Here is a 20,110-nt window from a genome sequence, read left to right as displayed (position 1 = left end):
CGTCTCCTTACAAATCGCCGAAGAAGCGCTTCACGCCTTCGAACCAACCGGTGGTTTTTGGCGAATGGCTGTTGTCGTCCGCCAGGGAGCTACGGAACTCCTCGAGCATTTCACGCTGGCGACGGCTCAAGTTGACCGGCGTCTCGACCGCCACACGGCACATCAAGTCACCCGCACCACCGCCACGCACCGGTGCAACGCCCTTGCCGCGAACGCGGAACTGCTTGCCGGTCTGGGTCCCCTCAGGGATCTTCAGCTTGACCCGGCCATCAAGGGTCGGGATCTCCAACTCGCCACCCAACGCCGCATCGACGAAGCTGATCGGCACTTCGCAGAACAGGTGCTTGCCGTCGCGCTGGAAAATCGAGTGCTCGCGCACGTTGATCACCACGTATAGGTCGCCAGTCGGGCCACCCTGGGCACCCGCCTCGCCTTCGCCGGACAGACGAATGCGATCACCGGTATCGACACCGGCCGGCACTTTCACCGACAGGGTCTTGTACTCTTCGACACGACCTTCGCCGTGGCAGGAATCGCACGGATCGGAAATGATCTTGCCTTGGCCATGGCAGCGCGGGCAGGTCTGCTGCACCGAGAAGAAGCCCTGCTGCATGCGCACCTGACCGATACCGCCGCAAGTCGGGCAAGTCACCGGAGCAGAACCTTTCTTGGCACCGGAGCCGTCGCAAGGCTTGCAGTTGACCAGCGTCGGAACGCGGATATTCACGGTCGTGCCGCGTACCGCTTCTTCCAGGTCCAGTTCCAGCGTGTAGCGCAAATCGCTGCCGCGCTGAGCGCCGCCACGGGAACCGCCGCGACCACCACCGAAGAAATCGCTGAAGACATCGCCAAAGATGTCGGAGAAGTTCTGGCCGCCGAAACCGGCACCGCCACCACCCATGCTCGGGTCGACACCGGCATGACCGTACTGGTCGTACGCCGCGCGCTTGCTGGAATCGGACAGCACTTCGTAGGCCTCGTTGGCCTCCTTGAACATCTCTTCCGACGCCTTGTCATCGGGATTACGGTCCGGGTGGTGCTTCATCGCCAGGCGACGGTAGGCCTTTTTCAGGTCCGCCTCGCTTGTGCCTCGCTCAACACCCAATACTTCGTAATAGTCACGCTTTGCCATAAGTCTTTGCACTCTTGAGGACGTCCGGCAAAACCCTCCTGAGTTTGCCGAACTCGCTGAGCCCCAATACAGGCCCGGACCCAACTCACGTCAATTCAACGATCCTGGTCTTTGTTTCAAATTGGCACTTACAGCTCGGAAAGCAGGAGCATTCCCGGCCATGCCAGCAGCAGGCGAACACTGTCGCATGCTGTAAAAATTCGCGTATTCCAGATACGCCAACGCGGGAGCAAGCTCCCGCGCGGCGACATCCTACCAGTCACCGCCTAAAGGCAGTCAACCGGCCGACCAACAACTTACTTGTGGTCTTTGACTTCTTCGAACTCGGCATCGACAACGTCGTCAGCCTTTTCAGCCGATTCGCCCTGCGGTGCAGCGCCTTCAGCAGGCTGAGCCTGTTCGGCGTACATCTTCTGCGCCACTGGAGCGGAGACTTTCGACAGCTCTTCAACCTTGGCGTCGATAACAGCCTTGTCGTCGCCTTTAACGGCGGCTTCCAGGGCAACTACGGCAGCTTCGATTGCAGTCTTCTCTTCAGCGCTCACCTTGTCGCCAGCATCGGCAACCATTTTGCGCGTCGAGTGAACCAGTGCGTCACCCTGGTTGCGGGCAGCGGCCAGCTCTTCGAACTTGCGGTCTTCCTCGGCATTCGCCTCGGCATCACGCACCATGCGCTCGATCTCTTCGTCGGACAGGCCGGAGTTGGCCTTGATCACGATCGACTGAGTCTTGCCGGTAGCCTTGTCCTTCGCACCTACGTGCAGGATGCCGTTGGCGTCGATGTCGAAGGTCACTTCGATTTGCGGCACGCCACGTGGCGCTGGTGGAATCTCGGCCAGGTCGAACTTGCCCAGGGACTTGTTCTGTGCGGCTTGCTTACGCTCGCCTTGCAGCACGTGGATGGTCACGGCGCCCTGGTTGTCGTCGGCAGTCGAGAACACTTGCGATTTCTTGGTAGGAATCGTGGTGTTTTTCTCGATCAGCGCGGTCATCACGCCACCCATGGTTTCGATACCCAGGGTCAGCGGGCTGACGTCGAGCAGCAGAACGTCTTTCACGTCACCGGCCAATACCGCGCCCTGGATAGCAGCACCCATGGCAACTGCTTCGTCCGGGTTGACGTCCTTACGAGCTTCTTTGCCGAAGAACTCGGTTACCAGCTTCTGAACCAGTGGCATACGGGTCTGACCGCCTACCAGGATCACGTCGTTGATCGCGCCAACGTCGATACCGGAGTCTTTCAGAGCGATGCGGCAAGGTTCGATGGTGCGCTGAACCAGGTCTTCAACCAGCGCTTCGAGCTTGGCGCGGGAGATTTTCACGTTCAAGTGCTTAGGACCGGTGGCGTCTGCAGTGATGTACGGCAGGTTCACGTCGGTCGACTGAGCGGAAGACAGCTCGATCTTGGCTTTTTCAGCGGCTTCTTTCAGGCGCTGCATGGCCAGCGGGTCACCCTTGAGGTTCATGCCGCTTTCTTTCTTGAACTCGTCGACGAGGTAGTCGATCAGACGAATGTCAAAGTCTTCACCGCCCAGGAACGTGTCACCGTTGGTGGCCAGTACTTCGAACTGGTGCTCGCCATCGACTTCGGCGATTTCGATCACGGAAACGTCGAAAGTACCACCGCCCAAGTCGTAAACGATCACGGTGTGATCGCCCTTGGCCTTGTCCATGCCGTAAGCCAGAGCGGCTGCGGTTGGTTCGTTGATGATACGTTTCACGTCCAGGCCAGCGATGCGGCCGGCGTCTTTGGTCGCCTGACGCTGGCTGTCGTTGAAGTAGGCCGGAACGGTGATCACCGCTTCAGTCACGGTCTCGCCGAGGTAATCTTCGGCGGTCTTCTTCATTTTCTTGAGGATTTCAGCCGAGATTTGTGGCGGCGCCATTTTCTGGCCGTTCACTTCAACCCAGGCGTCGCTGTTGTCAGCCTTGACGATCTTGTAAGGGACCATCTGGATGTCTTTCTGCACGACTTCTTCGTCGAAGCGACGACCGATCAGACGCTTCACCGCATACAGGGTGTTATGCGGATTGGTCACTGCCTGACGCTTGGCCGACTGGCCAACCAGGATTTCGCCATCGTTGGCGTAAGCGATGATCGACGGCGTGGTACGCGCGCCTTCAGCGTTTTCAATAACTTTTGCCTTGCCGTTTTCCAGCACGGAGACGCAGGAGTTGGTAGTCCCCAGGTCGATACCGATAATTTTGCCCATGTTCACTCTCCCGAAACTTTGGATTTGGTTGCCGCAGCAGTGGTGGCTAACTGCGGTAGCACTTAAACGCTTGACTTATAAATGGGGGCCTTGCGGCGGATTTCAAGCCTGCTCGTCAATCGAAGGCGAAACCGGCGCAGGCGCCTTGCTGACCACGACCATCGCCGGGCGCAGCAGGCGACCATTGAGCTGATAGCCCTTCTGGAACACCTTCAGAACGCTGTTCGGCTCGACGTCGGCGCTTTCCTGCATGGCCATTGCCTGATGGTGAACGGCGTTGAACGGTTCGCCATGCGGATCGATCGCTTCAAGCTGATAACGCTTGAGAGTGTCGTGGAACATTTTCAGGGTCAGCTCGATGCCTTCGCGCATCGGACGAATGCTTTCGTCGTCCGGGCTGGACAGTTCCAGGCCGCGCTCCAGGCTGTCGACGATCGGCAGCAGGTCGCTGGCGAACTTTTCCAGCGCGAACTTGTGAGCTTTCTCTACATCCTGCTCGGCGCGACGGCGGACGTTCTGCAGATCGGCAGCTACACGCAAAGCCTGATCCTGAGCGCCTGCCAGTTGCTCTTCGAGCACTTGTACACGAGCCGCCAGGTCATCACCCGATGCCTCGGGCGCCTGGTTGGCGTCTGGGTTTTGCGTATCCACTGTCTGTTCGTCAGCCATAGATTTCTCCTTTCAATTTCGTCCGCGAGCTCAACTCGCGCTTCTGCCCAGCTATATGGGGCCGCAAAATCCGGCTTCAAGGGGCGCCGATGATTAACCCTACAAAAAACAACTGCATTGTCATTCCCGGTCGCGATAAGGCTTTCGTCGGACCGAGCGAATCGAGCTAACAAGGGGCATTGTCAGCCAGAAACAAAACACTGTATAAATAACCAGACCTAACACCTGGGAGCGGCCCATATGCTGGTGCACCTGTCCGTACACAACTACGCCATCGTTGAACATCTCGATCTCGAACTCGATCGCGGGATGAGCGTGATCACCGGGGAAACCGGCGCGGGCAAGTCGATCATGCTCGACGCGCTGGGCCTGACCCTGGGCGATCGCGCCGATAGCGGCGTGGTCCGCCCCGGCGCCGACAAGGCCGACATCCTGGCCACCTTCGATCTGGCCGATATTCCGGAAGCCAGCACCTGGCTGGCTGAACGCGACCTCGAAAGCGACGGCCCGTGCATTCTGCGCCGCGTGATTACATCGGAAGGACGCTCGCGGGGCTATATCAACGGCACGCCCTGCCCGCTTGGCGACCTCAAGGCGCTGGGCGAGTTGCTGATCGACATTCACAGCCAGCACGAACACCAATCCCTGCTCAAGACCGATACCCACCGTCGCCTGCTGGACGAATATGCTGGCGCGACGGACCTTGCCCGCCAGGTTCAACTGGCCGCCCAGCGCTGGCGCCAGACCCGCCAGGAACTGGATCGACTCTCCAATTCAGGCGATGAGCAGCGTGCCCGCCATCAGTTGCTCAGCTATCAACTCGAAGAGCTGGAAAACCTGGGCCTTGGTGACAATGAACTTGAGCAGCTTGAGCAGGAACACAAGAACCTGACCAACGCAGAAACCCTGCTGGGTATCTGCCGGCAGGTCGTAGAACAGTGCAGCGAAAGTGATTCCGGCAATGTACTGAACGCACTCACTGCAAGCCTCAACCGCTTGTCCAGTGTGAATAATTCGATCGGCGCTCTCGGCGAGGCCAGCAGCCTGCTGACCAGTGCGCAGATCCAGGTTGAAGAAGCCGTCGGCGAGTTGAACCGCTTTCTCGACAACTTCGACGCCGATCCGGCGCGCCTTCAATACCTTGAGGAACGGCTCGATGCGATCTATACGATGGCCCGCAAGCACCGCATCCAGCCGACCGAAGTTGCCGAGATGCAACAGAAACTGCTGGATGAAATCGAAACCCTGAACGCTAACGACGAATCCATCGAGCGCCTGAGCGATGAGCTGGCCTCATACGCTCGGCATTACCAGGAAAAGGCTCGCGAACTGAGTGATCTGCGCCACCAAGCCTCGAACAGCCTAGCCAGCGCCGTGGAACAGGAAATCCAGCGCCTGGGCATGCCCGGCGGGCGCTTCACCATTGAACTGCGCCCGAACAGCAGCGCCGAACTGCTACCAAATGGCCTGGAACAGGTAGAACTGCTGGTCAGCGCCAACCCTGGCCAGCCGCTGAAGGCCCTGGCGAAAGTGGCGTCCGGCGGCGAACTGTCGCGGATCAGCCTGGCGATTCAGGTGATCACCGCACAGACCTCCCGCGTACCGACCCTGGTGTTCGACGAAGTCGACGTCGGCATCGGCGGCCCGACAGCAGAAATCGTCGGCCAGTTACTGCGCAGGCTCGGCGAGCGCGGGCAGGTGCTGACCGTGACCCACTTGCCGCAAGTGGCAGCGCAAGGTCATCAGCATCTGTTTGTGCATAAAGTGCGTGGCGAAGATGCCACTCGCACGGCCGTTTCCAAACTGAGCAAAAACGACCGCGTCGAAGAGGTCGCACGAATGCTGGGGGGCATCGATCTCACCAAGGAGTCCCTGGCTCACGCGAAAAAAATGGTGGTTGCCGCAAAAGCTTGAATAACGGCAGAAAGCACGAAGGCGACCCTGGGGTCGCCTTCGCTCGTTTCGCGAACGGATGTTCGCGCGACATGCTTACTTTTTCTTGCGCACGTACAGCACCAGATTGTGATCAACCATCTCGAAGCCATACTTGTCGACGATTGCTTTCTGAAGCCGCTCGATTTCTTCGTCGAAGAATTCGATCACTTCGCTGGTTTCGACGTTGACCATATGGTCGTGATGCTTTCCGTCGTCCAGTTCGAAGACCGCATGGCCTCCGTCGAAGTTGTGCCGCACCACAAGGCCAGCTGCCTCGAACTGGGTCAGAACACGGTAAACCGTGGCCAGACCGACGTCCTCACCAGCCTCCATAAGGGCCTTGTAGACATCCTCGGCACTCATGTGGCGTTGCTCGGCGGAATCGAGCATTTGCAGAATTTTGACCCGTGGCAGGGTCACTTTGAGGCCGGCTTTGCGTAGTTCGCTATTTTCAACCATGGTCAGCTTTCTCGCGATGCTGCTTCGCAGCTTCTCTTAATGCGGGTATGATCGGCGTTTACGTTGTCCCAGCCAAGATAGTGGAAGTCGCCCACCGATGCAAAACACCAAGCTCTTGCTAACCAGTTTCACCTTTGTGGGACTGCTCGCACTCGCCGGTTGTTCATTCCCCGGGGTTTACAAAATCGACATCCAGCAGGGCAATGTCGTCACGCAGGACATGATAGACCAGTTACGCCCGGGAATGACCCGTAAGCAAGTACGGTTTATCATGGGCAACCCTCTGCTGACTGACACGTTCCATGCCGATCGCTGGGATTATCTGTACAGCCTGCAACCAGGTGGCGGTGAACGCCAACAGGAACGCATTAGCGTTATCTTCAACCCAAATGATCAGCTTGTCAGCCTCTCTGGTGATTTCATGCCAGGCGTAAGCCGTGACGAAGCCATTCTTGGCAAGGATAGCGGCACGACAGTGGCTGCCCCGGCAGAAAACGTCGAGAAGCCAAAGCCGGAAAAACCGGTCAAGCCAGGCTCGTTGCTGGATCAGATCCAGAAGGACGTCGACGGTGTAGAAACCGTTCCGGTCCCGACGCCGCAACCGCTGGAAACTTCGCCGCAATAATTTGTGGCGCATTAAAAAGCCCGGCATGTCCGGGCTTTTTATTGTCTGGCGTTCAAGCCACTCACTGATTCCGCGCTTTGGCCTCGGCAGCCTTTGCCGCCCGCAGTCGGCGCACCTCTTTCGGATCGGCCAACAGGGGCCGGTAAATCTCGATACGATCCCCTGCCTGAACTGCCCGACTCTCTGGATCGGCGACAACCTTGCCGAAGATCCCCACGGCGCAATGGGTCAGATCCAGCTCCGGAAACTCCTCAGCCACGGCTGACCTGAGCAAGGCCGCCCGCACTGTCGTCCCGGCAGGCACCGTCACCGTCAGCAGTGCCTGACGGTCTACAGCCGCATAGACCACCTCGACGTCAATCATGACCTCAACCATGTATCTGCTTGGCGCGTTGGCAGAACGCATCCACCAGGGTATTGGCCGCCTGATTGAACAGCGGCCCCAAAGTGGCGCGAACCAGCGGCCCAGCGTAATCGAACGACAGATCAAGGCTGATCTTGCAGGCCTTGTCGGTCAGCGCCTTGAATACCCAGATGCCATGCAATTGGGTGAAAGGGCCCTCTTCGAGGTTCATTTCGATCGACTGCCCCGGAACCAGCGTGTTGCGCGTCACGAAATGCTGGCTGAGGCCCCCCTTCGCCACGCCGACGCTCGCCCGCATATGCTCAGGGGAGCTCTCCAGCACTTCGGCCGACGAGCACCACGGCAGAAACTCCGGATAACGCGCCACGTCGTTGACCAGGTCATACAGCGCTTGTGCCGGGTACGGCAGCAAAGCCGAACGTGAAATGTGTGTCGTCATGTCAGCGTCACTTCCACAGCTGGGCGGCAAACACTACAAGAATGCCGATGGGCGCCACATAGCGCATCAAGAACAAGGACAGGCCAAACAGCGCAGGGTTGCGGATCGACAGCTCGTCGCGCACCGCTTCACGCCCCATGATCCAGCCCGCAAACACCACGAAACACAAACCGCCAAGCGGCAACATGAGTCGCGAGGTGAAGAAATCGATCACGCCAAAGAAGTCGAGACCGCCGGTTGCTCCCCATTGGTAGAGGTGGAACACCCCGCCTTCGTTCACGAAGAACTTGGCCTCCTTCCAGATATTGAAGGAAAAAACCGTCCCCAGGCCGACAAACCAGCAACTGAAAGCCAACCAGAAGGTAACCCAGGCACGACTCACTTTAGTGCGCTCGACCAGGTAGGCCACCATCGGCTCAAGCAGGGAGATCGCCGAACTCCAGGCCGCCACCGCCACCAACACGAAGAACACCACGCCCATCAATTGGCCGAATGCCACGTTACCGAAGGCAAACGGCAGGCTGACGAACATCAACCCAGGCCCTTCGCTCGGATTCAGGCCTGCCGCGAAAACAATCGGAAACAATGCCAGGCCGGCCACCAGGGAAACGAAGGTATCGAGCAATGCTACGCCAACGACCGTCCCCGAAATCGACGAGCTCTTCGGCATGTAGGCGCCGTAGATCATGATCGAACCGACGCCCACGCTCAGGGAAAAGAACGCGTGCCCCATTGCCGGCAACAAGCCGTCCAGGACCTTTTCCGGATGGAAGTCGAACATGAAATGCACGCCTTCCATGAAATGCCCGGTGGTCATGCTGTAGCCCAGCAGCACCAGGATCATCACAAACAGCAGCGGCATCATGATGCGCAGGCTGCGCTCGAGCCCGGCGACCACCCCCTTGGCAATTACCACCGCAGACAACAGCATGAAAATCGTGTGCCAAAGTGTCAGGCGCCATGGGTCGGCGATCACGTTGCCGAAGTAAGCCCCCACCTGATCCGCCGTTACCCCCTGGAAGTCGCCCCGCCCCATATCAATGATGTAATCCAGCGACCAGCCGCCCACCACACTGTAGAACGACAGGATCAGCAACGCCGTGATCATCCCGGCAAACGCACCCCAGGACCATTTGGCCGAGTGCCCTGCCTCGATCGCCAGTGTCTTCAAGGCATTCGCCGGACTCTGCCGGGCACGCCGGCCGATCAGGGTTTCGGCCAGCATGACCGGCACGCCGATCAGCGCGATGCAGGCCAGGAACATCAGCACGAAGGCACCGCCGCCATAGACGCCGACCATGTACGGGAATTTCCAGATACTACCCAGTCCCACGGCCGAACCGGTCGCGGCGAGTATGAAGACCCAGCGGCTAGCCCAACTGCCGTGGACAGAAACCTTGTCTGTCGACATCGTTATCACGCCCAAGCGTTCAAAAAAGAGGCCGCATTGTCCGGGATTCAATCAACCTGCTCAAGCACGTAGCAACCCCATAGCCGACTCTGTTGTAACTCCCTATAATGCCGCCCCTATGGCTAAACAGAAGAAACACCCAACAGGGACCATCGCGCAAAATAAAAAGGCGCGACACGATTACTTCATCGAACATCGGTTCGAGGCTGGTCTGGTCCTGGCCGGCTGGGAAGTAAAAAGTCTGCGGGCAAGCAAGCTGCAACTGGTTGACAGTTACGTGCTGCTCAAGGATGGCGAAGCCTGGCTGCTCGGCAGCCACATTACGCCCCTGACGACCGCCAGCACCCATGTCATCGCTGACCCGGTCCGCACCCGCAAGCTGCTGCTCAACCGGCGCGAGCTGGAAAAGCTGTCCGCTGCCGTGCAGCAAAAGGGTTACGCCTGCGTGTGCCTGTCCTGGTACTGGAGCAAGCACATGGTCAAGTGCGAGATCGCACTGGGCAAGGGCAAGAAGGAATACGACAAGCGCGATACCGAGCGCGAACGCGATGCCGGTCGCGAATTGCAGCGAGCGGTGCGCAACAAGGGCAAGGAAGATTAATTCCACTCCTTGAAATCGCGATCGCCAGCAAGCCGGCTCCTACAGACCCCAGCCCGTCATGAATTCAACGGTGGGCCACAAACCTGTAGGAGCCGGCTTGCTGGCGATTGCGTTTGAACTGCCAACGCATGCACCCTGATTACATCCCCCTGCGCCGCTCCGCCCGGGCCATGCGCTGTACTTCCTGACGCACTTCTTCCAGCACCTCCTGCACATACAGAATGTGTCGACTGGAAACTTCCCGCGCCTGCTCTGCATGACCTTCGATAATCGCCTGATACAACTCCCGATGCTGCGTGATCAGCATGTCGCGGGTTTCAGTGCGCTGCTTGTACATGCCGCCGATGTTGGTCACCACGTTGCGCTTGAGCAGGTCGAACAGCCCGCGAATGGTGTGCAACAAAACGGCGTTATGACTGGCCTCGGCAATCGCCAGGTGAAATCTGGCGTCCGCCGCCCCCTCTTCGGCACGACTCACTTCTTCGTGACGCGAGTAACAGTCCTGTAATTCGTTGAATGCCGCGGTCAGCCGCTCGCGATCCACATCAGTGGCACGCAGCGCCGCGTAGTAGGCGCAGGACGCCTCCAGCGTATGGCGAAACTCCAGCAGATCGCGTTGCGCCTCGGGATTGCTTTCCAGCAACTGCAACAAGGGATCACTGAAGGTCGTGCCCAGCGATTCCACCACATAGTTGCCGCCGCCCTGGCGACTGACCAGCAAGCCCTTGGCGGTCAGCTTCTGAATGGCTTCGCGCAACGAAGGGCGTGACACGCCAAATTGTTCGGCCAACGCGCGCTCGGCCGGCAAGCGCTCACCCGCTTTCAGCGTGCCCTCGAGGATCATGCCCTCAAGCTGCTCGACAATATCGTCAGACAAACGGCGCTGACGAATCTGATCAAACCCCATAACTCGATTACTCCACGATCCGACGGCTCGCCGGGGCTCTATTCTGGCCTATCGGCGCCGCGCCAGCACCTGCCACAGCGCATTGGGTCATACCAGGCAGACGACCTGCGCACTTTGCATTCGACAAAAGTTTTAGGGCGGCAAATTGACACACCGCCTACAAGGCTTTTACCCTAGCCAACAGCGATTGTAAATTGGTCTTACCAATTATCCAAGAACGCTGATCAGTGCCTGACCAACAACAATTAGGGGCCACCCCATATGCAAACCTGGCAACAGCTCTATACCCCGCTCGGCAGCCTCGGACTGTCCGCACTCGCAGCCGTCATCCCCATCGTGTTTTTCTTCCTGGCCCTGGCCGTGTTCCGTCTCAAAGGACATGTGGCTGGCAGCATCACCCTGGCTTTGTCGATCCTGGTGGCGATCTTCGCTTTCCAGATGCCGGTCGATATGGCATTCGCCGCCGCCGGGTATGGATTCGCTTATGGCCTGTGGCCGATTGCCTGGATCATTGTGGCAGCGGTGTTCCTCTACAAACTGACGGTAAAGAGTGGCCAGTTTGAAGTCATCCGCAGTTCGGTCCTGTCGATCACCGATGACCAGCGCCTGCAGGTCCTGCTGATCGGCTTCTGCTTCGGTGCCTTCCTCGAAGGCGCGGCCGGTTTTGGCGCACCGGTGGCGATTACCGCGGCCCTGCTGGTAGGACTTGGCTTCAACCCGCTGTACGCCGCCGGCTTGTGCCTGATCGCCAACACCGCGCCGGTAGCCTTCGGCGCCCTGGGCATTCCGATCATCGTTGCCGGCCAAGTCACCGGCATCGACGCGTTCAAGATCGGCGCCATGACCGGTCGCCAACTGCCGCTGCTGTCGCTGTTCGTGCCGTTCTGGCTGGTGTTCATGATGGACGGCCTGCGCGGCGTGCGGGAAACCTGGCCGGCAGCCCTGGTGGCCGGCTTGAGCTTTGCCGTGACCCAGTACTTCACCTCGAACTTCATCGGCCCGGAACTGCCGGACATTACCTCGGCCCTGGCCAGCCTGATTTCCCTGACCCTGTTCCTGAAAGTCTGGCAACCGAAACGCGCCGCAGGCCAACACATTGCCGGCGCCGTCTCGGCCTCCGTGGTGAGCGCCAGCGTCGGTGGTTTCGGCCAGAAGCGCACTACCGTGGCTTCGCCCTACAGCCTTGGGGAAATTTTCAAGGCCTGGTCGCCGTTTTTGATTCTCACCGTACTGGTCACCATCTGGACCCTGAAACCGTTCAAGGCCATGTTCGCCGCCGGCGGTTCGATGTACAGCTTCGTGTTCAACTTTGCGATCCCGCATCTTGATCAAATGGTGATCAAGGTCGCACCGATCGTGGCTACGCCAACCGCCATTCCAGCGGTGTTCAAACTGGACCCGATATCCGCCACCGGCACTGCGATTTTCTTCTCGGCGCTGATCTCGATGCTGGTGCTCAAGGTCAACTTCAAAACTGGTCTGACCACTTTTAAAGAGACCTTCTACGAACTGCGCTGGCCGATCCTGTCCATCGGCATGGTGCTGGCGTTTGCCTTCGTGACCAACTACTCGGGCATGTCCTCGACCATGGCCCTGGTACTGGCGGCGACGGGGGCGGCGTTCCCGTTCTTCTCGCCGTTCCTCGGCTGGCTGGGCGTGTTCCTCACCGGCTCCGATACTTCGTCCAACGCCCTGTTCAGTTCGCTGCAAGCGACCACCGCACACCAAATCGGTGTCAACGACACCTTGCTGGTGGCAGCCAATACCAGCGGCGGCGTGACCGGCAAGATGATCTCGCCACAATCGATCGCCGTGGCCTGCGCCGCGACAGGCCTGGTGGGCAAGGAGTCGGATCTGTTCCGCTTCACCCTCAAGCACAGCCTATTCTTTGCAACGATTGTCGGCTTGATCACGTTGGCCCAGGCCTACTGGTTCACCGGCATGCTGGTCCACTAAGGACTACAGGCAAAACGGTAAAAACCGACACCGGGCCACGCCCCCGGCGTCCGCAATCCACACCCCGGTCTGTAAGGCTGCTGAAAGCTTCCGGCTCTATATTCAGCGGCCTCAACAGACGAATAACCGGGACCACCCGGAGACCGCCTGATGAGCGAGCTTTTTTACAACGCTGTGCCGAATGCGACCCGTGTCGCCCCGCCACTGCCCGAGCCTCGGCAATACCCCAGCGAGAAACCGTCACGGGTCTACCTGTTCGGGACCTGCGTGGTCGATTTGTTCTACCCCGAAGCCGGGATGGACGCGATCCACCTGCTGGAGCGCGAAGGCATCCGTGTCGAGTACCCGCAAGGACAAAGCTGCTGCGGACAACCGGCCTACACCTCGGGTTACACCGAGCAGGCACGGACCGTGGCGCGCTCGCAACTGGCGTTGTTTGCCGGGGATTATCCAGTGGTGGTGCCGTCGGGCTCTTGTGCCGGGATGTTGCGCGAGCACTATGCCGACTTGTTCAAGGACGAGCCGCAGACGTTGAAACAGGTTCAGGCGCTGGCAGCCAGAACCTTTGAGCTGGCCGAGTTCCTGTTGTTTGTCTGCAAGGTGCAGCTCAAGGACAGCGGCGCGCCGGTGAAAGTGGCGTTGCACACTTCGTGTTCGGCACGCCGCGAAATGAATACCCACCTGCACGGCCGCGAGTTGTTGTCGCAGTTGAGCAATGTGGAGCGGGTCAATCACGATCACGAAAGTGAGTGCTGTGGCTTTGGCGGAACATTCAGCGTCCGTATGCCAGACATTTCCGGCGCGATGGTGGCTGACAAGACCCGGGCATTGAAGGAATCCGGCGCGCACAAGGTGTTGAGTGCCGACTGCGGCTGTTTGATGAACATCAACGGTTCCCTGGAAAAACAGCAGGAAGCGTTGCGCGGTCAGCATCTGGCCAGCTTCCTCTGGCAGCGTACCGGAGGTGCCCGATGAGCACTTCCGCGATTATTCCTACGGTTGCCGTAGAAGAAGATTTCCGCACCCGCGCCCACAACGCGCTGGGTGACGCGCAATTGCGAGGCAACTTTCGCAAGGCGATGGATTCACTGATGAGCAAACGGGCAGCGGCGTTCAGCGATGCCCATGAAAGAGAACATTTGCGCGCGCTGGGCAATGCCGTCCGCGCCCGAGCGTTATCCAAGTTGCCCGACCTGCTCGAGCAACTTGAACAGAACCTGACCCGCAATGGTGTGACAGTGCACTGGGCGGAAACGGTGGACGAAGCCAATGGCATCGTCCTTTCGATCATCCGCGCTCACGAGGGGCGGCAAGTGATCAAGGGCAAATCGATGGTCAGCGAAGAAATGGAGATGAACCATTTCCTCGCTGAACAGGGCATTGAATGCCTGGAATCAGACATGGGCGAGTACATCGTCCAGCTCGACCACGAGAAGCCTTCACACATAATCATGCCGGCAATCCACAAGAATGCCGGTCAGGTCGCGTCCTTGTTCCACGACAAACTTGGCGTGGAATACACCAAGGACGTAGACCAACTCATTCAAATCGGCCGCAGAGTCCTGCGGCAGAAATTCTTTGAAGCGGACATCGGCGTCTCCGGTGTCAACTTCGCCGTGGCCGAAACCGGCACCCTGCTGCTGGTGGAAAACGAAGGCAACGGCCGCATGACCACCACGGTGCCACCCGTGCACATCGCCGTCACCGGTATCGAAAAAGTCGTGGAAAACCTGCGCGACGTGGTGCCGCTCCTGTCGCTGTTGACCCGCTCGGCCCTGGGCATTCCGATCACTACCTACGTCAACATGATCTCGGGCCCGCGCAAGGAACATGAACTCGACGGCCCTCAAGAAGTGCACCTGGTATTGCTCGACAACGGTCGCAGCCAGGCCTTTGCCGACAGCGAATTGCGCCAGACCCTGAACTGCATCCGCTGCGGCGCCTGTATGAATCATTGCCCGGTCTACACCCGAATCGGCGGCCATGCCTATGGGGAGGTTTACCCCGGCCCTATCGGAAAAATCGTCACCCCGCACATGGCTGGCCTGGCGAAAGTCCCGGATCACCCGAGCGCTTCTTCGCTGTGCGGCGCCTGCGGTGAAGTCTGCCCGGTGAAAATCCCGATCCCTGCTCTGTTGCGGCGCCTGCGGGAAGAAAACGTCAAGGCCCCCGACAGCCCCCATCAAGTGATGCGCGGCCAGGGCAGCAAGTACTCGCGCAAGGAACGATTCATCTGGAACGCCTGGGCGAAGCTCAACAGTTCGCCGACGCTGTATCGCCTGTTCGGTTTCTTCGCCACCCGGTTGCGCGCCCTCACACCGAGTAATGTCGGCCCGTGGACGCAAAACCATAGCGCACCGAAACCCGCCGCCCGCTCACTGCATGACATGGCCCGCGAGCATTTGGCCAAACAGGGAGATCGTTGATGAGCGCCAAGCAAAATATCCTCGCCAAACTGCGTAAAAGTCTGACAGGCACCACACCGGTAGCCGACAACTTTGATGTCGATCTGGTGACCCAGCCTTACACCTACGCACCTGAACAACGCATCGCGCAACTGCGCAAACTGATGGAAGCGGTGCACACGGAAATCCATCTGACGTCCGGCGAAGAATGGCCGGCGCTGCTGGCGCAATTACTGCGCGACCGCCAGTTGCCCAGTCTGTTGATCGCACCGACAACGCCCCACGGTCAATGCATCACACAGCACTGGGCGAATAATCCCGGCCTGCCAACGCTCAAAGCCTACGACCGCCCGGTTGAAGAATGGAAAGCCGAGCTGTTCAACGACACCCCGGCGAGTCTGACTACCACTCTCGGTGCCATCGCTGCGACCGGTAGCCTGATCATGTGGCCGACGCGAGAAGAGCCACGCTTGATGAGCCTGGTACCACCGGTGCATTTCGCCCTGCTCAAGGCCAGCGAAATCCGCGACAACTTCTATCAGGTGCAACAGGAGTTCGAATGGGCCCAGGGCATGCCGACCAACGCGTTGCTGGTGTCCGGCCCGTCGAAGACCGCCGACATCGAGCAAGTGCTGGCGTACGGCGCCCACGGTCCGAAAGACCTGGTGGTGCTGATTCTGGAGGACCAATGAGTCTACCGGCCGCGTTCCTGCGTGATGCACAGCAACTGATTCCCCAAGAGCGACGATTCGACGACCCGCTGTCGACCCTGGCGTTCGGCACCGATGCCAGTTTCTATCGCCTGATTCCGCAGCTGGTGATCCGCGTCGAGTCCGAAGACGAAGTGGTGGCGCTACTGCAACTGGCGCAACGCGATCAAGTCCCGGTGACTTTCCGTGCCGCTGGTACCAGCCTCTCAGGTCAGGCCATCAGCGACTCGGTACTGATCGTGCTTGGGGATAACTGGAACGCACGCGAGATTCGCGGGCAAGGCACACAGATTCGCCTGCAACCGGGCGTGATCGGTGCCCAGGCCAACGCCTGGCTGGCACCGTTCGGACGCAAGATCGGCCCGGACCCGGCATCGATCAACGCCTGCAAGATCGGCGGTATCGTCGCCAACAATGCCAGCGGCATGTGCTGCGGCACCGCGCAAAACACCTATCACACCCTGGCCGGCATTCGTCTGGTGCTGGCCGATGGCAGCCGCCTCGATACTGAAGATGCCGCCAGTGTCGCGGCGTTTCGCCAAAGCCATGCCGACCTGCTGGAACGCCTGGCGACCATCGGGCGCGAGACCCGCGCCAACGCCGAACTGGCTGCGAGAATCCGCCACAAATACCGTCTGAAAAATACCACCGGCCTGTCGCTCAATGCCCTGGTGGATTTCGACGAGCCTGTGGATATCTTGAGCCACTTGCTGGTGGGCTCCGAGGGTACGCTCGGGTTCATCAGTGCCGTGACCTACGACACCGTGATCGACCACCCGAACAAGGCCTCGGCCCTGATTGTGTTCCCGGATGTCGAGACCTGCTGCAACGCGGTCACCGTGCTGAAAAGCCAACCGGTGTCGGCCGTGGAACTGCTGGACCGGCGCAGCCTGCGCTCAGTGCAGGACAAACCTGGCATGCCCGCCTTCGTACAGCACTTGTCGAATAATGCCTGTGCACTGTTGATCGAATCCCGCGCGGCGTCGTCCACCCTCCTGCACGAACAGCTGGTGCAGATCATGACGTCCCTGCAGGCGTTCCCGGTAGAAAAACAGGTCGACTTCACCGAGGACCCACAGGAAAACGCCCGTCTATGGGCCATCCGCAAAGACACCTTCCCGGCCGTCGGTGCCGTGCGCAAGACCGGCACCACGGTGATCATCGAAGACGTCACCTTCCCGGTCGAACAACTGGCCATCGGCGTCAACCGCCTGATCGAGCTGTTCGACAAACATCACTACGACGAAGCGATCCTTTTCGGACACGCGCTGGAAGGCAATCTGCACTTCGTCTTCACCCAAGGCTTCAACAACCCGGAAGAAGTCGCACGCTATCAGGCGTTCATGGACGACGTGGCGCAACTGGTGGCTGTGGAGTTCGGCGGTTCGCTGAAAGCCGAACACGGCACCGGGCGCAACATGGCGCCGTTCGTCGAGCTGGAATGGGGCAGCGATGCCTATCAGTTGATGTGGCAACTCAAGCGCTTGCTGGATCCCAACGGCATTCTCAACCCGGATGTGGTGCTCAGCGAAGACCCACAGATCCACCTCAAGCACCTCAAGCCCTTGCCGGCCGCCGACGAGATTGTCGACAAGTGCATCGAATGCGGCTTCTGCGAACCGGTCTGCCCGTCGAAAGGCCTGACCCTGAGTCCGCGACAGCGCATCGTGATCTGGCGCGACATTCAGGCGAAGAAACGCGCCGGCATCGACACCACCGAACTCGAAACCGCTTACGAATACCAGGGCATCGACACCTGCGCCGCCACCGGCCTGTGCGCACAACGCTGCCCTGTAGGCATCAATACCGGCGAGCTGGTGAAAAAGCTGCGCGGTCGCAAGGCAACGCATACGAAAACCGCCAACTGGCTTGAAGGAAATTTCGCCACGGCACTGCAAGGGGCGCGTTTTACCCTGCACGTCGCCAACGGTGCACGGATGTTGTTGGGCGCGCCTCGCCTGGCAAAACTCTCGGCGACGCTGACGAAGCTGTCCAAGGGTCAGGTCCCGCAGTGGACCAACGCCATGCCCCAGCCTGAACGGCCGATTCGCTTCAGCCCGGCGATCACCGATGAGCGCCCGCGGGTGGTATACCTGGCCGCGTGCGTATCACGGGCCATGGGGCCGGCAGCAGGTGACAAGGAGCAAATGTCCCTGCACGACAAGACCCGAGGCCTGCTGGAAAAGGCCGGCTACCAGGTGGTTTTCCCGGACAACCTCGACAACCTGTGCTGCGGCCAGCCATTCGCGTCAAAAGGCTACGTCGAGCAAGCCGAGCACAAACGCCAGGAGTTGATTGGCGCCTTGCTGCACGCCAGTCGCGGCGGGCTGGATCCGATCTACTGCGACACCAGCCCGTGCACCTTGCGCCTGGTCCAGGACCTGAGTGAAAGCCGTCTGGACCTGTATGACCCGGTGCGCTTCATTCGCACACACTTGATGGATCGCCTCGACTTCACACCACAGCAAGCGCCGATTGCGGTGCACGTCACGTGCAGCACTCAACACCTTGGCGAAAGCCAGGCGCTGATCGATCTGGCGCGAAAATGCAGCAAAACCGTGGTCATTCCTGAAGGCATTCACTGCTGTGGCTTCGCCGGCGACAAGGGCTTCACCACGCCGCAGTTGAATGCCCACTCGCTGCGCACGCTCAAGGACGCGGTGCAACAATGCAGCGAAGGCATTTCCACCAGCCGCACCTGTGAGATCGGTCTGACGCAACATGGCGGCATTGACTACCACGGGCTAGTCTATCTGGTGGACCGCGTTACCCAGGCTAGGGTGCCCTGATAGCAGGATCTACAGGAAGGTGCATAGATGTACCTTCCTTAACGCTACATTCGGAATCGACAGCTCTACAGTAAAAAAACAGAACCCTGATGTGCCGCTGCAGTCCACTGATCAAGTCCCGCTAATGCGGGACCTTCCCAAAACTCGGTAGACCGATTTGATGGCCAGCAATGCCTGGTCCTTCAGTTCAAGGAGAAACACATGAATCGTTCTGTGCTGTTAGGTTTGTTCGTTGCTGCTTCCATCATGGCTTCCACTTCGTTTGCTGCAGAAGACCTTTGCGCGGTCAACCTGAAAACCATCGAAAACGGTAAGGCACAGATTCCTCCGGAAATGGCTGACCAGGTAAAGGCCTCCGTCGAACAAGCCAAAGTCGACCAGGCAAAAGGCACCACGGAAGGTACTAATGATTGCATTGCCGAGACCAACGACATCATCAAGGCCGTCACCGACTCGAAAAAAGGCGGGAAGTAACTCAGCTCAGGGCCAACCTTAGGGTTGGCCTTCTTGGCTCCGCAACCGGGAATTCAGAACCCGGCGGCGTCCAATACGAAGCAAACCAAAACCCGCCAATTGCGGGTTTTGTTGCATCCGGGGTCTGGAAATGTGTAACCGCGCACTGTGCGGCAGATTTCTAAAAAAACGAATTCTTGCGTTGAATCGGGGTCTTTGAAACATGCCCCATCAGTTCAAGGAGACATCCATGAAACGTACCGCACTCGCTGCTCTGTTCATTTCTGCAGCCATGTTGGCCTCTCCTGCATTTGCCGCGGACAACAACCTTTGCACGAGCAAGCTGCAAGAGCTCAAAGGCAAAGTGAACGCCCTGCCGGCGACCGCCGGAAACACCGCCATGGAGATCAAACGACTGATGTCCAGCGCCGAAGCCTCACAAGCCTCCGGAGACGACAAAAAATGCGTCACCGAGGCCACCCAGGCATTGGCACTCGCTGACAGACAGAGCAACGAAGCAAACCCATGATCTGTGGTGGCCAACCTTCGGGTTGGCCTTCTGGATCACGTTGACGTACACTGTGCAGGCTTGTTGCTCACTTGATTCACAGAGCACCAGGCTCGGGGCCGTTTTGGATTCGACGCCGGTTGCGAAACTTTAGGTGCATGCCGAGTTGGTAACAGAACTCGTAAATCCACTGTTGCAACTTTCTATAGTTGCCAATGACGAAACCTACGGGGAATACGCTCTCGCTGCGTAAGCAGCCTTAGCCCTTCCCTTCTGGTACCTTCGGGTCCAGCAATCATCAGGGGATGTCTGTAAACCCAAAGTGATTGTCATATAGAACAGAATCGCCGTGCAGTACGTTGTGGACGAAGCGGCTAAAACTTACACAACTCGCCCAATGCACCCTGCCCGTCGGGTCGCTGAGGGTTAACTTAATAGACACGGCTACGCATGTAGTACCGACAGCGGAGTACTGGCGGACGGGGGTTCAAATCCCCCCGGCTCCACCACTTCATCATCTAAAGACGTCCACGG

At 59.1% G+C, this 20,110-nt stretch carries 18 protein-coding genes and 1 other RNA gene; 11 read left to right on the top strand and 8 right to left on the bottom strand.

The annotated features are described in order from the left end of the window. Positions 1-7: 7 nt before the first annotated feature. The 3 genes from dnaJ to grpE form a co-directional block, all read right to left on the bottom strand. The gene (gene dnaJ, locus KGA88_RS07865; protein ID WP_110657818.1) at positions 8-1,132 is read right to left on the bottom strand and encodes a molecular chaperone DnaJ; all 1,125 of its coding nucleotides are present in this window, start codon (positions 1,130-1,132) and stop codon (positions 8-10) included. Positions 1,133-1,428: 296 nt separating this feature from the next. Further along, entirely contained in the window at positions 1,429-3,345 is a 1,917-nt protein-coding gene (dnaK, locus tag KGA88_RS07860; RefSeq protein WP_110657816.1) for a molecular chaperone DnaK, read from the bottom strand. Positions 3,346-3,447: 102 nt separating this feature from the next. Then, positions 3,448-4,014, bottom strand: a complete 567-nt coding sequence (gene grpE, locus KGA88_RS07855) for a nucleotide exchange factor GrpE (RefSeq protein ID WP_056728221.1) — start codon at positions 4,012-4,014, stop codon at positions 3,448-3,450. A gap of 240 nt (positions 4,015-4,254) precedes the next feature. Between grpE and recN the strand changes: the two genes are divergently transcribed. Next, positions 4,255-5,928 carry a DNA repair protein RecN gene (gene recN, locus KGA88_RS07850; RefSeq protein WP_110657814.1) on the top strand — a complete coding sequence of 558 codons (1,674 nt, stop codon included), beginning with the start codon at positions 4,255-4,257 and terminating at the stop codon, positions 5,926-5,928. A gap of 75 nt (positions 5,929-6,003) precedes the next feature. On the opposite strand, the gene fur is transcribed toward recN, so the two are convergent. Continuing rightward, positions 6,004-6,408 carry a ferric iron uptake transcriptional regulator gene (gene fur / locus KGA88_RS07845; protein ID WP_003197684.1) on the bottom strand — a complete coding sequence of 135 codons (405 nt, stop codon included), beginning with the start codon at positions 6,406-6,408 and terminating at the stop codon, positions 6,004-6,006. A gap of 97 nt (positions 6,409-6,505) precedes the next feature. On the opposite strand from fur, the gene KGA88_RS07840 reads away from it, so the two are divergent. Continuing rightward, complete coding sequence (locus KGA88_RS07840; RefSeq protein WP_110657812.1) at positions 6,506-7,033, top strand: outer membrane protein assembly factor BamE; 528 nt, start codon at positions 6,506-6,508, stop codon at positions 7,031-7,033. Between the two features lie 61 nt (positions 7,034-7,094). Here the strand turns inward: KGA88_RS07840 and KGA88_RS07835 are convergent, their stop codons facing one another. The 3 genes from KGA88_RS07835 to KGA88_RS07825 are packed head-to-tail and all read right to left on the bottom strand — an operon-like array spanning position 7,095 to position 9,247. Beyond that, a complete protein-coding gene (locus tag KGA88_RS07835) occupies positions 7,095-7,409 on the bottom strand; it encodes an RnfH family protein (RefSeq protein ID WP_110657810.1) in 315 nt (104 codons plus the stop codon). Then, on the bottom strand, positions 7,402-7,836 hold the full coding sequence (locus KGA88_RS07830; protein WP_046038689.1) for a type II toxin-antitoxin system RatA family toxin: 435 nt from the start codon (positions 7,834-7,836) through the stop codon (positions 7,402-7,404). The genes KGA88_RS07835 and KGA88_RS07830 overlap by 8 nt, the downstream gene beginning before the upstream one ends. A gap of 7 nt (positions 7,837-7,843) precedes the next feature. Next, positions 7,844-9,247, bottom strand: a complete 1,404-nt coding sequence (locus KGA88_RS07825; RefSeq protein WP_110657808.1) for a sodium-dependent transporter — start codon at positions 9,245-9,247, stop codon at positions 7,844-7,846. A 118-nt stretch (positions 9,248-9,365) separates the two neighbouring features. On the opposite strand from KGA88_RS07825, the gene smpB reads away from it, so the two are divergent. Continuing rightward, the gene (smpB, locus tag KGA88_RS07820; protein ID WP_027619335.1) at positions 9,366-9,848 is read left to right on the top strand and encodes an SsrA-binding protein SmpB; all 483 of its coding nucleotides are present in this window, start codon (positions 9,366-9,368) and stop codon (positions 9,846-9,848) included. 139 nt (positions 9,849-9,987) lie between these two features. Here smpB and KGA88_RS07815 read toward each other — a convergent pair whose 3' ends face one another. Further along, complete coding sequence (locus KGA88_RS07815) at positions 9,988-10,755, bottom strand: FCD domain-containing protein (RefSeq protein ID WP_110657593.1); 768 nt, start codon at positions 10,753-10,755, stop codon at positions 9,988-9,990. Positions 10,756-11,016: 261 nt separating this feature from the next. Between KGA88_RS07815 and KGA88_RS07810 the strand changes: the two genes are divergently transcribed. The 8 genes from KGA88_RS07810 (at position 11,017) to ssrA (ending at position 20,085) form a co-directional block, all read left to right on the top strand. Next, positions 11,017-12,711 carry a lactate permease LctP family transporter gene (locus KGA88_RS07810; RefSeq protein ID WP_110657595.1) on the top strand — a complete coding sequence of 565 codons (1,695 nt, stop codon included), beginning with the start codon at positions 11,017-11,019 and terminating at the stop codon, positions 12,709-12,711. A 150-nt stretch (positions 12,712-12,861) separates the two neighbouring features. Further along, a complete protein-coding gene (locus KGA88_RS07805) occupies positions 12,862-13,686 on the top strand; it encodes a (Fe-S)-binding protein (RefSeq protein ID WP_110657597.1) in 825 nt (274 codons plus the stop codon). Then, positions 13,683-15,137, top strand: coding sequence for a LutB/LldF family L-lactate oxidation iron-sulfur protein (locus tag KGA88_RS07800; RefSeq protein WP_223590042.1), 1,455 nt, complete (start codon positions 13,683-13,685; stop codon positions 15,135-15,137). The genes KGA88_RS07805 and KGA88_RS07800 overlap by 4 nt, the downstream gene beginning before the upstream one ends. Next, positions 15,137-15,808, top strand: coding sequence for a lactate utilization protein C (locus KGA88_RS07795; protein ID WP_223590039.1), 672 nt, complete (start codon positions 15,137-15,139; stop codon positions 15,806-15,808). The genes KGA88_RS07800 and KGA88_RS07795 overlap by 1 nt, the downstream gene beginning before the upstream one ends. Beyond that, positions 15,805-18,615, top strand: coding sequence for an FAD-binding and (Fe-S)-binding domain-containing protein (locus KGA88_RS07790; protein WP_223590036.1), 2,811 nt, complete (start codon positions 15,805-15,807; stop codon positions 18,613-18,615). Before KGA88_RS07795 ends, KGA88_RS07790 begins: the two co-directional genes overlap by 4 nt. A 201-nt stretch (positions 18,616-18,816) precedes the next feature. Beyond that, on the top strand, positions 18,817-19,089 hold the full coding sequence (locus KGA88_RS07785; RefSeq protein WP_223590032.1) for a hypothetical protein: 273 nt from the start codon (positions 18,817-18,819) through the stop codon (positions 19,087-19,089). 229 nt (positions 19,090-19,318) lie between these two features. After that, complete coding sequence (locus KGA88_RS07780; RefSeq protein WP_223590028.1) at positions 19,319-19,597, top strand: hypothetical protein; 279 nt, start codon at positions 19,319-19,321, stop codon at positions 19,595-19,597. A gap of 94 nt (positions 19,598-19,691) precedes the next feature. Continuing rightward, positions 19,692-20,085: a transfer-messenger RNA gene (gene ssrA, locus KGA88_RS07775) on the top strand. Positions 20,086-20,110 lie beyond the last annotated feature (25 nt).

The organism is Pseudomonas sp. A-R-19 (assembly GCF_019956575.1).
In the GTDB taxonomy this organism is placed as follows: Bacteria; Pseudomonadota; Gammaproteobacteria; order Pseudomonadales; family Pseudomonadaceae; genus Aquipseudomonas.
The sequence above is the reverse complement of the archived record's forward strand: the minus strand, read 5'-3'. Positions and strand labels throughout refer to the sequence as shown.